This is a genomic window from Anabaena sp. CCY 0017 (assembly GCF_963920885.1).
Lineage (GTDB): Bacteria > Cyanobacteriota > Cyanobacteriia > Cyanobacteriales > Nostocaceae > Nodularia.
Window position 1 is genome coordinate 1 of the sequence record NZ_CAWUDG010000037.1, and the last position, 12,518, is coordinate 12,518.

A 12,518-nucleotide genomic window follows, 5' to 3' on the forward strand; every position below is an offset into this window, starting at 1 on the left:
ATGACGATGATGACGATGATGACGATGATGACGATGATGACGATGATGACGATGATGACGATGACGATGATGATAAAAAGGCAAAATTGCCAGAATCTATCAAAGTAGCTATTCTGCGAGACATCTCCAAACGCACAGGAGCAAAAACTTCCACGTTGCGTATCGTTCAGGCTAAAAAGCAAACTTGGTCAAATGGCTGTTTGGGTTTACCATCTCAGAACATTTGCACTCAAGCTTTAGTACCGGGTTGGCAAGTCGTCGCTGCTAGCCAACAGCAAATGTGGGTATATCGTACTAATCAGTCTGGAACACTCGCCAAACTAGATGAAGAATCGACTCAGTATATTGTAAGGACGACAACATCACAACAAACCACTAGCCAACAAGTAGTTAGCCAGACACAAAGTCAAACTATTACCCAGTCAAATGTGGTTGCGACTGCGGCCAAGGGAAAACATAAAGGTAAAGGTTTTAGCCTTGTTATTTTGCAGCCATCTGGTAACTTGTCTGAAGTAATTACCCGCGTTTCCTTCAAAGGAAAACATAGCAAGGGTTATCGGAAAGAAAGATTTTTGGGTGATTACAAATATAAAATCAAGAACAAGGGTAAAAAGGCCAAATTTGTTAAGGGAATTAAACCAGGCGATCGCGTCGTGGTGAGATTGTATGATATTCAAAACCGCTTCCTGGGCTATAGCGAATTTGAATGTCTGCAAGAACACACCATAGTTAACTTGATTCTGCCAGAAAACCCTACACAAACTCAAGTAGTCCGCACTGTTTATGGTGTTGATTCTAACGAGTCTGGCACAATTGACTCAAGTACTACTACTTACGACTATTTTACCCAAGTTAGTAATCAACGCGTTAGCTTCCTGAATAGTTCTAGAACAATCAACGCTAGTCAGTTTCAAGCAGAAGGTTTATCAACAGCTGCTGCAACTAGCATTGTTCCCGCTTCCTTCCGCACAGGTGAGTTTGCTTTACTGAGTCAGTCATTTAGCGCTTTCAGTGCCAACTTACCCCCAGTTTTAAAAGCTACCCCTGGTCAATTAGCACAACTAATTGCGGTTAGCGATGACAGTAGTTCTATCTACGATGTCAGCCAAATGATGATGAATTATCGGGAGATAGGTGTAGCCAGCACTATTCGGACTAAGTTTACTGATGTTGCTACCAACCATTGGGCGAACAATTTTATTGGTGAGTTAACAGCCCTAGAAGTTCTCCAAGGTTTTCCCGATGGTAATTTCCGTCCCGACGAACAGGTGACTCGCGCCCAATTTGCGGCGATGTTGAGTCAAGCCTTCCAAATAGCCAGAGTTCGCAATCCCATTAATTTTAGTGATGTTTCCAGCAGCTATTGGGCTTACAGTGCCATCCGTGAAGCTTATGCAACTGGCTTTTTCACAAATGTAGGTAATACATTCAACCCCACTCAAAACCTCTCACGTCTAGAAATTTTGCTCGCATTAGCGCGAGGACTCAACTATACTTCCAGTAGTTCCACAGAAGCAATATTGGCAACTTACACCGATGCTGCTAGTATTCGTACTGATGTTAGGAGTGCGATCGCCTCACTTACAGAGCAGGGTGTAATCGTCAATTATCCTAATGCTCAGGCTTTGAATCCTGATAAAGTAGCAACTAGAGCTGAAGTCAGCGCTTTGATATACAGAGCATTAGCCAGCACGGGTGAAGTAGCAGATATATCATCTAACTATGCTGTGAATCAAGTACAGCAGCAAGTTGTAGGTGAAGAAGCTTCTAATGTTCCCAGAGGTAACACCCAACCTCGCCAGAATTGTAATCAGGGCATTGGAAATGGAGCAGAAGGCTGTGATCCTGGTAACTCTAGTCCCCGTGGTGGTAGCAACGATGAAGGTGGACGCACGCCTGGTGGAAGAAGGTAATACCCATTTACGTTAAATCTGGAAACACCTCATCCTGGCTTTATCGATAGGTTGACCAAATAGGCAGGGGATTAAGGCGTTCGTTGCCCTTCTCCCCTGCCCCCTGCCCCTCTGCCTCTTCCCCCCTGCCCTCTTTTCTCTTCAACGGGCTAAGGAACTATAGACTCTTGACCAGAGACTAGTAATAAGTATTAAGCTATTAACAGTAAACCAGCGAGGGTAAACATCATGATTCTGCCTGGATCAACAGTTCGCGTCAAAAATCCCGCAGACACCTATTACCGCTACGAAGGACTTGTACAACGTATCAGTGATGGCAAGGTAGCTGTACTTTTTGAAGGTGGAAACTGGGATAAATTAATTACCTTTCGCTTATCAGAATTAGAAGCTGTAGAACTGACAGCCGGAAGAAAAGGGAAGTAAAAGAATAGTCATGAGTCATTAGTAAAAGGCTGGTGACTAATTACTCAGAAGTTTCTACTTCTGTATGGGCGGGTTTACTAAGGGTGTTGACGAACCACAAACTGACTGCTTAAACCCGCCCCTACCTACTCAGCACTTTCTACTCCTGTAAGGGCGGGTTTACTAAGGATGTTGACGAACCACAGACTGACTACTTAAACCCGCCCCTACCTACTCAGCACTCAGCACTCAGAACTTTCATGCGCCTACCTTTACCACAGTTTGCCACAGGCGATCGCCATCCCAACCACATTGCGGAGGTAATCGAAACTACTTCTACCGAATTTGTATCACAGTGTTTGGAACCAGAAGACTTAAGTTTTCCCCCCATGCCTGCTTTTGGTAGTTGGGTTTGTGCTGCGGATGAAGAGTCAGGTAATCAAATTTATGCTGTGCTGTATCATGCTACCACCATGCCTATAGATTCGGTACATCGGGCTGTGGCTCTGGGTTTGTCATTGCAAGATTTACGCGAGGAACAACCCCAAATTTTTGCCATGCTCAAAACTGAATTTCGGGCGGCGATTGTGGGGTTTGAAAATTCGTCCCGGACTCTAGGCGATAACCAAGGGATATATCAGTATCTCCCACCCCGTCCTCCGCAAATTCATCAAGCTGTTTATCAGTGTGAACCAGAAGCTATCGTTAAATTCACTGAAAAAGTGGATTTTTTACGAACATTGCTTTCTGTAACTGGTGCGCCAGTTGAGGCATTAACAGCAGCAGCGATTCGCCATATCTACCAGCTACGCAAAGCTGACCGAGAATGGCTCATCAAGGCTGGACGGACTTTGAGTGTTTTGTTAAAAGATGACTATGACCGCTTAAGGTTTATTTTAAGTCAAATCCATCCATAGGTAGTTCATTATTAGACAATTACTTAGGTATTGTATAGCAACTACCCACCTACGCAGATGAATGTTAATTACTCAAAGCTCTGAAGCCACTGGGTTTCTATCCAGAACTCAACACACTGCTTAACACTCCGCTACCGCTATCAGCGCAGCCATGTCAGCAGGGTTAGTAGGCGTTACAGAGCTATGCTATAAATGAAGATTTTTTTAATTTTTCGTCAGGGTGGCTTTGATGTTTGTTGATCATTTTTAACCCGATTTCCGGCTGGATAATCGTAATTTCACCGTCGCCCCTTACAGTCCAAGATAATGGAACTCCTACCACAAGTTCTGCTCACTGAACCAATTACTCAGGTTCTCAGCGAGGAACCAATTGTGACCTTTGCTGTTTTGCTGGTGGTCATTTTAGTTGTACCCATCCTGTTTGAGCGGCTGAGACTACCAGGATTAATCGGCTTAGTCTTCTCAGGGGTAGTACTGGGTCCTTCAGGCTGGAATCTTTTACATACAGAATTACCGCTAATTAGCCTGTTATCAGATATTGGCTTATTCTATTTGATGTTTGTAGCAGGTTTAGAAGTAGAAATCAAGCATTTTCGCCGTTGCAAAAAACGTTCCTGGGGATTTGGCATCCTGACTTTTAGTTTCCCCCTGATTATGGGAACTTTAGTAGGACAGTTTTGGCATTTGGAATGGAATGCTTCTATTTTAATTGGCTCTTTGTTGGCTTCCTATACTCTTTTGGCATATCCCATGATCAGTCGTCTGGGACTGTTAACTAATGAAGCTGTCACTATCACAATGGGAGCTACCATTTTTACTAATCTCAGCGCTGTACTGATATTAGCTGTTTGTGTGGCTACTACTAATACTGGGCCATTTAACTTGGCGCAATTACTGCCCTTGTTGATTTGGTTGACTGTTTACACCATGATCATTCTACTGGGATTTGATTGGGCTGGCAAAGAATTTTTTCGGCGATTTGGAGATGATGAGGGTAATAAGTTTTTGTTTGTGTTGCTGACCGTATTTCTGGCTGCGGTGGGCGCTCAATTCATTGGGGTGGAAAGAATTGTGGGAGCCTTTTTAACAGGCTTGGTGGTCAATCAAGCTGTGGGTGAAGGGCCAGTTAAGGAAAAGGTGATATTTATTGGCGCTGTCCTATTTATTCCCATTTTCTTAGTTAACTTCGGCTCAATTATTGATCTGCCTAATTTAATTACCAGCCTTGACAGCTTACGATTAACGCTTTTGCTGGTAGTCGGCTTAATTATCAGCAAATTCATGGCAGCTTTATTCACAAAACTGCTTTACCACTACAACTGGGGGGAGATGCTGATGATGTGGTCACTATCATTACCTCAGATGGGGACGACTTTAGCCGCCACTTTCGTGGGATATCGGGCTGGGTTGCTACCAGAAGTAGTCTTAAACAGTGTCGTAGTTGTCATGGTCGTTACCTCAATCTTGGGGCTATGGCTCACTAGTCAGACCGCCGTTGCTTTGGTTTCCACCGCAGAGCCAAAAGCACCTGTCCCAACTCTATTTGAGCCGCAGTCAGAAAAAGAACACAGCCATTGCAAGATAGTTGTACCTGTCTATAATCCTCAAACTCAGCAATATTTGCTGGAAATGGCGGCCTTATTAGCAAATCAAGCTAAAGGAAAAATTGTGCCGTTAGCGATCGCCACTGCTGCGGCTCAAATGGATGCACCACAGTTAGAAACTTGTCTGCGCCGCAGTGAACGGCTACTGGCAAAAGCCACAGCCCAAAGTCGATTGTTAGGAGTAGAAGCCGAACCATTACTGCGAATTGATGATGCTTTTGCTCTAGGTATTAGTAGGGCGGCTCGTGAACAACAGGCGAATCTAATTATCATGGGTTGGGGTAAACGGACTGGGTTAAAAGCACGTTTATTTGGCAGTGTAATTGATAACGTGCTTTGGTCATCTCATTGTCCAGTGGCGGTGACGCGTCTAATGGATTCACCCAAAAAAATTCAACGCATCTTAGTACCCTTAGAAAATTTAACAGCATCATCATTGCAACCTGTCCAATTTGCCCAGATGCTAGCTGAGGCTAATCAAGCCCAAGTGACTGTACTTCATGTGTGCATGAGTGAAGCTCGTCCTTACCATCGACATCGCCGCAGCAATTCTAAGCTCATCGCAGCCAAGCGAACTGACAAATCAGCGCAGGCGCGATCGCACCTCGCCCTGTTAATCTCTCAATTATCTATGGCTAATCCCCCAGAAATTCAAATCATCGCCCATGAAAATGCTGCTCAAGCAATTCTACAGGCAGCAAGATTATATGATTTAGTAGTGTTACCTTTTATACGTAATTCTCCAAATCCTGGTGGGTTAGCCATCAGCGATGTCACCACCCAGTTAGCTGGGCAACTTACCTGCTCTCTTGTCATGCTAGGAGAACCGCAGCACACAAAAACGCAAATGTCAACACCAGAAGTTTCCCATTCGATATCTACTGTTTAAGCAAAGTGAAAATAGGCTTTTTCCGCGATCGCATTGAAATAGGTTTATACCGACATCCTTGTAGAGACGTTCATCCCACGTCTCTATTTTGTTGCAGATGCTCAAAAACTTTATCTGAATAAAGATTTGATGAATTATGCAGATCCAGCAGACAAACTTCCGAGAATGTTTGGTAAGTTGCTAAATGAGTTGTCTAAAAATTAAGTTTAAACTGCACAATATTACGTATATACTGCGTTAAACTGTTGCTTGATATTTATCGCAACCCCCAAGGCGGTGAATACAGTATTCATAGCTCACAGGCTGGAAGTAACTGGGTTTAAACTCACCACTTTGCTATAACTGGGTTTGTTCTAGATTTTTGTAACAAAACTGGGTACTCTAACAATAAGTTAGAAATCAACTAAAAATACTGATAAAGTAACTCGAAAACTATGAGAATTTTGGTTACAGGCGGTGCTGGATTTATTGGTTCCCATTTAATTGACAGATTAATCCCCGCAGGACATGAAGTTATTTGCTTGGATAACTTTTATACAGGTCATAAACGCAATATCCTTAAATGGATAAATAATCCCAATTTTGAACTCATCCGCCATGACATAACCGAACCAATTCGCTTAGAAGTGGATCAAATTTATCATCTAGCCTGTCCAGCCTCTCCTGTACATTACCAGTACAACCCCGTTAAAACCGTTAAAACTAACGTGATGGGGACAATGAATATGTTGGGACTAGCTAAACGGGTTAAGGCTAAATTCTTTTTGGCCTCAACCAGCGAAGTTTATGGTGATCCTGAAGTTCATCCCCAACCAGAAGAGTATCGGGGTAGCGTTAATCCTATCGGTATCCGTTCATGTTACGACGAAGGCAAACGCGTCGCCGAAACTTTAGCATTTGATTACTACCGACAAAATAAAGTTGAGATTCGGGTAGCGCGAATTTTCAACACCTACGGCCCAAGGATGTTAGAAAACGATGGTCGAGTAGTGAGCAATTTCATAGTCCAAGCCTTGCAGGGTAATCCTTTGACTGTGTACGGAGATGGTTCGCAAACTCGGAGTTTCTGTTACGTTTCTGACTTAGTAGATGGGTTTATTCGCTTGATGAATGGCGACTATGTTGGCCCAGTGAATTTGGGTAATCCTGGTGAATATACTATTTTGCAATTGGCGCAAGCTGTACAAAACATGGTTAACCCAGATGCAGAAATTAAGTTTGAGCCACTCCCTTCTGATGACCCACGTCGTCGTCAGCCTGATATTACTAAAGCCAAAACTTTGTTAAATTGGGAACCTACCATTCCGCTACAAGAAGGGTTAAAACTCACAATCGAAGATTTCCGCAGTCGTATCCACAGCGATCGCTAAGTTTTAGGTTCATTGGCAGTATTTAGTGCTGTTTTGAACCTGCGTGTAGACTGATCTTCTCAGTAGTCTATACTTTAGTTACTGGTTTTACCAGTGGTATATAAGTGTCATCTTTGACAATTTGTTTGAAGGTTAATCCCAAAAAAGGCGAGGAGTTAAACTAAATGCGTGTTTGCGTAATTGGTACTGGTTACGTTGGTTTGGTTACAGGTGCTTGTTTGGCTCATATCGGACATGATGTCATTTGCGTTGATAATAATGAAGAAAAAGTTAAATTAATGAAATCTGGACAGTCCCCAATTTTTGAGCCGGGACTTTCAGACATTATGCAGTCTGCCATTAAAACAGAGAAAATCCACTTTACTACAGATATAGCCGCCGGAGTTGCCCACGGAGAAGTTCTATTTATTGCCGTGGGAACCCCACCTCTACCTACTGGCGAAAGTGATACCCGCTACGTTGAAGCTGTAGCCCGTGGGATTGGCGAAAATCTTAACGGTGGTTATAAGGTAATTGTGAATAAATCTACAGTCCCCATTGGTTCTGGTGACTGGGTACGCATGATTGTCTTGGATGGGATTGCGGAACGTCAAAAAACACTTGTACCAGCAGGTGGAGTAGCCAGTGATGAAAAATCACCAGAGGATTTAGCCCAATTTGATGTGGTCAGCAATCCAGAGTTTTTGCGTGAAGGTTCGGCGGTATATGACACCTTTAACCCTGATCGGATTGTTTTAGGTGGTAATAGTCCCAGAGCGATCGCTTTGATGAAAGAACTATATGCGCCCATTGTGGAACGTCAGTATGCGGCTGATCAAGCTTTACCACAAGTGCCTGTACTAGCTACAGACCTCAGTTCCGCAGAAATGATCAAATACGCTGCTAACGCCTTTTTAGCCACCAAAATCAGCTTTATTAACGAAGTTGCAAATATTTGCGATCGCGTCGGTGCGGATGTTACCCAAGTAGCAAAAGGTATTGGTTTAGATTCCCGCATTGGTAACAAGTTTTTAAACGCTGGTATTGGTTGGGGTGGTTCCTGCTTCCCGAAAGATGTCTCTGCACTGATTCACACTGCTGATGACTATGGCTATGAAGCCCAGCTAATGAAAGCTGCTGTGACTGTCAACGAACGCCAACGGCTGATTGCTTTAGAAAAACTCCAGCAAGTTCTCAAAATTCTCAAAGGTAAAACTGTGGGACTTCTGGGTTTAACCTTCAAGCCAGATACCGATGATATGCGGGATGCGCCAGCACTCAATTTAATTGAGCAACTGAACAGATTGGGAGCTAAAGTCAAAGCTTATGACCCGATTGTTTCCCAAACAGGTTTACGTCATGGTCTGACAGGCGTATTAGTGGAAACCGATGCTGAAAGACTAGCTGATGGTTGTGATGCTTTGGTATTAGTCACCGAATGGCAGCAGTTTAGCAGTTTAGACTACGCTAAGATGGCTAAATTAATGGATCATCCTGTAATCATCGATGGTCGGAACTTCCTCGACCCTGAAACTATGGTTCGTGCTGGTTTCCAATATGTCGGTGTGGGACGATAGAAAAACCTCACCCCCAACCCCTCTCCTTACCAAGGAGAGGGGAGACTTTGACGCAAGTCAAAGGCGGGGTGAGGTTCTGTATTTTAAGCGTTACATAGAACTTAAAAATAGAGAATTAAAAACCTCACCCCCAACCCCTCTCCTTACCAAGGAGAGGGGAGACTTTGACGCAAGTTAAAGGCGGGGTGAGGTTCTTCATTTTAAGCGTTACTAGGAATACGTTCTATTTCCGCATAACCACTGAAAATTAAATTTTTACCTTCAGTCTCTAAACGATTCAGTCGCAATTTCACACCATCAAGGTCAAAGCGATCCAAATCAACCATATTATCTAAAATTTCCGCCAGCGCCATACTCAATGTTTGGGAGATTTCCCGTTGTGCTTCTGGTACTGAGTCAAGCTCAATTTGGGGGTTTTTAAAGGAAATCCGTCGCCGTCTTTCTACAGCTACAGTCATCACCATGCTTAGTGGGATGATTTCGCCATTATTTAAATCTGCTTTCGCTAAAATCCGCAGATGATTTTCTGCTAAAAGTTCTACTTGAATATCGGTAAAGGAAACTGGTGTACCGCCTGAGATTTCTGTCAATGAGGGTACTGTGAGGTTAACCAGGTGCTGTGTCACCAGTTTGGCGTTGAAGGCTTGGTTAATGCCTGCTTCCGATAGTATGACGTTGGCGATCGCTTGGGTAGGCTGCTTGAGGTTGAGCTTACCACTCAGAACCGCGCCGAAGTCAATAGCAACCGCATCGGTTTCAAACGACATTTCCTCGACCAAAAAATCTTTACGAATCACCAAGCCAGTACCACTCATTTTGAAGCTATCAATGCTGCCTTGCAACAGTTTGCTGGAGGGATAGCAGCGCACAAAGACTTCTACTGACTTGCTTTGGGTAAACAAGTGGCGAATAGTTTGGCTGGCGACTGTGTTTAGCATTCGCTCTCCCCAATCTGTGCTTTGAGAATCTTTTAAACCAGTAAGTCCGCCGAACATGAAGTTTTGGATCTCTAGAAGTTCTTTATACTTTTGTAACAAATCGTGAAGAATAGAGCAAGCGATCCCCATATTCATTTTGCTGATGGTGACGTGAGCGATCGCTGATGATTGCTAGATAATTGTATTATATATTACATTTTTCGATATTAGAAACCCAAATTCCCCGAAACCAAAGATCCCCGACTTCTTCAAGAAGTCGGGGATCTAAGCCTCTCGCTAGGGAGTAAATCCGATAGGATTGCTATATTCAAGTGCAGATTTCCGAATTGAAGGGAGTGAAACTAAACCCTAAACCGCAAACGGTACGGAGGAACAACGGTGGTTACACTACAACTGCGCCAAATTGATATTCAACCAGGACAATGTTTGATATTACGCGAGATTAATTGGGCAGAATTTGAAGCAATTTTAGAGGAATTAGGAGAACATCGCGGTGCGCGAGTTGCTTACTATCAGGGAGTGTTAGAAATTCGGATGCCGTTGCCAGAACATGAAAAAGCTAAGATAATAATTGGCGAATTTGTGAAAACTTTGCTTGATGAACTAGAAATAGACTGGGAACCTTATGGTTCAACCACATTTAAGCGTCAAGAAATGGCCGCAGGTTTAGAACCAGATGATTGTTTTTATATTCAAAATGCAGCACGAATGATCGGTAAAAATCGACTGAATTTATCAGTTGATCCGCCTCCAGATTTAGCGATTGAAATAGACGTAACCTCAAAGACTCAACTTTCAGCTTATGAGGCGTTGGGTGTTCCTGAACTTTGGTGTTATGCGGATAGTCAATTGCAGATTTTTCTGTTACGTGAAGGTGAGTATGTGCAGGTAGAAAATAGCCCCACGTTTGGAGATTTGCCTGTAGCTGAGGGAATTTTGCAGTTTTTGAAGTTGAGCGAGATAGAGGGTGCTAGTGCAGCGCGGCGAGCTTTTCGGCAATGGGTGCGTTCTCTTCTAGGGGGATGAGAGGTAGGTTTACTTACATTTACCTGTTAAGCCATCTGGCAAAATTGACTTGTAGTTTAGAGACAAATTCCTTTCTGCTTTACCACAGCGAATAAAACTATTTTGTGTGAGCGACTCTAGAGGTTTTTGCTGCTGAAGTTGCTGGTATTGCAAATCAATAGTAATCCTAATGGCATCGGTAAATGTCTGATGAGTCTGCTGTTGAATTTAACTGAGTTTCTAAGCATCTTCTTCATCTAATCGCGCGACCATAGCATAATTTATGAAGTTTGTCATCAGCTTATCTGAAAATTTTAACATTTCATGTCAGAGAAGCAAATTCTTGTTGTTTACGAATAATATAGTCGTTGTCGTCTAAGTAGTTACGTTTTCCCTTCGAGAAGCTTCGCCCAAGGTGAGAAGAGTTAATTAACCAGAAAATTCTGGTTTTAGTTAGTAACTAAAAATAAAGTCACTTTAATTTCAAAGTAAAAAACAGTTTTAGTCAGCCAACGCCGTACTCTGGCAATTTTAATTGGGAAAATTCAATTATATATAATGCAAGTATAGGAAAGGTGCATCAAACATAATGCAATTATAGAAAAGGTGCATTATATATAATGTAACTATAGGAAAAGTGCATCAAATCTAATGCAATTTTCATTGGCTTAAAATTTAATATAAATAATAATTATATATATATATAAACAGCCAAAACCTTTGCATAATAAGCAATATAGGCTATGAGTCTGTTGGATAGAGGTATTTTCTAGACTTTTTAACCAAAGATAAAATATTTTAAATTATTTTTTTTAATTCTGGTAAAACAAGTTTTTCTAGCGCTATAATGAGGGTTATTAAGAGTTAATGGCGTTGCTGATTTGAAGTATGAACACAATTTTTGATGATGTCAAAACCCCTGTAGAGAAGTTCCATGGAACTTCTCTACTAAATTCATGCTTGGTTTCAGCAATGGCGAATTAACGAAAAAGGGGTATAGGTTATTTACAACCTACCCCCAATCCCGTAGACAATCAGATATAACTGATACTACGTGTTTTGTAATTCTTAAGTCAACCCGCCAACTACGTAAGTAACCAGTGCCACCTGGTACTACGTGTTTTGTAATTCAGGAGAAAAAAAATTCATGAATCTATCCAATTGTAACGCAACAACGCCTAAGAGTCAGTCTTTTAAGCAGAGTTTGAGAGGACATCTAATGCCAGTTTTTTTTATTTTGGCATTAACGACAGTTACGGTTGAGGTCGATACTCCAAGTTCAAAAGTGCGACTAAATCTTGTCCCACCGCAAGTAACTATAATGTTGCTTCTATTGATACAACGTCAATAATTGTGAGTTAAAAAATAATGGGGTGTGGGTTACGTCCACACCTCATATCACACCAATCGTTAAGCTATATCATCATAAATTGCAAGTCAGTATCTCAATTCAGGTATTGGTTTACCTTCGATTTTGCAAATTAACAAGTTCACAAATTTCAGGATGTTAAGTGAATAAATCAGTGTTAGATGCTTCTGCTTTTTTAGCTTACCTTAGAGATGAAGCAGGAGCGGAAATTGTTGAAAATGCCTTGATTTCTGGATGCGATATCAGTACTATTAATTGGGGAGAAGTTTTATCAAAAACTGTTGATTTAGGAGAATCTCCTGACAACATTATTAAAGAATTGAAAGATGAAGGATTATTAGAAAATAGTTTAGCAATTATTGATTTTACTGAAGAAGATGCTATAACTATAGCTAAATATAGACCTTTAACCAAAAGTGCAGGGTTATCATTAGGGGATCGGGCTTGTCTGGCTTTAGGTAAACGCTTAAATTTACCTGTATTAACAGCAGATAAAGTGTGGAGTACTTTATCTCTGGGAATTACGATTAATTTGATTCGTTGAGTAAATTAAGT

The 12,518-nt window shown here is 42.0% G+C and carries 10 protein-coding genes; 8 read left to right on the forward strand and 2 right to left on the reverse strand.

Going from position 1 to position 12,518, the window contains the following annotated elements:
* The 6 genes from ACM0OW_RS23885 to ACM0OW_RS23910 all read left to right on the forward strand — a co-directional run.
* Positions 1-1,913 (forward strand): S-layer homology domain-containing protein (locus tag ACM0OW_RS23885; protein WP_414552957.1); only part of this gene is annotated, 1,913 nt, incomplete at its 5' end.
* 228 nt (positions 1,914-2,141) lie between these two features.
* Positions 2,142-2,336, forward strand: a complete 195-nt coding sequence (locus tag ACM0OW_RS23890) for an NAD(P)H dehydrogenase subunit NdhS (protein ID WP_239727489.1) — start codon at positions 2,142-2,144, stop codon at positions 2,334-2,336.
* Positions 2,337-2,575: 239 nt separating this feature from the next.
* The gene (locus tag ACM0OW_RS23895) at positions 2,576-3,232 is read left to right on the forward strand and encodes an HAS-barrel domain-containing protein (RefSeq protein WP_414552959.1); all 657 of its coding nucleotides are present in this window, start codon (positions 2,576-2,578) and stop codon (positions 3,230-3,232) included.
* Positions 3,233-3,538: 306 nt separating this feature from the next.
* Positions 3,539-5,725: a cation:proton antiporter gene (locus ACM0OW_RS23900; RefSeq protein WP_414552960.1), complete on the forward strand. Its 2,187-nt coding sequence runs from the start codon at positions 3,539-3,541 to the stop codon at positions 5,723-5,725.
* Between the two features lie 434 nt (positions 5,726-6,159).
* The gene (locus ACM0OW_RS23905) at positions 6,160-7,095 is read left to right on the forward strand and encodes a UDP-glucuronic acid decarboxylase family protein (protein ID WP_414552962.1); all 936 of its coding nucleotides are present in this window, start codon (positions 6,160-6,162) and stop codon (positions 7,093-7,095) included.
* 164 nt (positions 7,096-7,259) lie between these two features.
* Positions 7,260-8,651, forward strand: a complete 1,392-nt coding sequence (locus ACM0OW_RS23910) for a UDP-glucose dehydrogenase family protein (protein ID WP_414552964.1) — start codon at positions 7,260-7,262, stop codon at positions 8,649-8,651.
* Between the two features lie 200 nt (positions 8,652-8,851).
* Here ACM0OW_RS23910 and ACM0OW_RS23915 read toward each other — a convergent pair whose 3' ends face one another.
* The gene (locus ACM0OW_RS23915; protein ID WP_414552998.1) at positions 8,852-9,646 is read right to left on the reverse strand and encodes a DUF2993 domain-containing protein; all 795 of its coding nucleotides are present in this window, start codon (positions 9,644-9,646) and stop codon (positions 8,852-8,854) included.
* A gap of 321 nt (positions 9,647-9,967) precedes the next feature.
* Between ACM0OW_RS23915 and ACM0OW_RS23920 the strand changes: the two genes are divergently transcribed.
* The gene (locus ACM0OW_RS23920) at positions 9,968-10,615 is read left to right on the forward strand and encodes a Uma2 family endonuclease (protein WP_414552966.1); all 648 of its coding nucleotides are present in this window, start codon (positions 9,968-9,970) and stop codon (positions 10,613-10,615) included.
* A 9-nt stretch (positions 10,616-10,624) separates the two neighbouring features.
* Here ACM0OW_RS23920 and ACM0OW_RS23925 read toward each other — a convergent pair whose 3' ends face one another.
* Positions 10,625-10,768: a hypothetical protein gene (locus ACM0OW_RS23925; protein WP_414552968.1), complete on the reverse strand. Its 144-nt coding sequence runs from the start codon at positions 10,766-10,768 to the stop codon at positions 10,625-10,627.
* 1,337 nt (positions 10,769-12,105) lie between these two features.
* On the opposite strand from ACM0OW_RS23925, the gene ACM0OW_RS23930 reads away from it, so the two are divergent.
* Positions 12,106-12,507 carry a PIN domain-containing protein gene (locus ACM0OW_RS23930; protein WP_414552970.1) on the forward strand — a complete coding sequence of 134 codons (402 nt, stop codon included), beginning with the start codon at positions 12,106-12,108 and terminating at the stop codon, positions 12,505-12,507.
* Positions 12,508-12,518 lie beyond the last annotated feature (11 nt).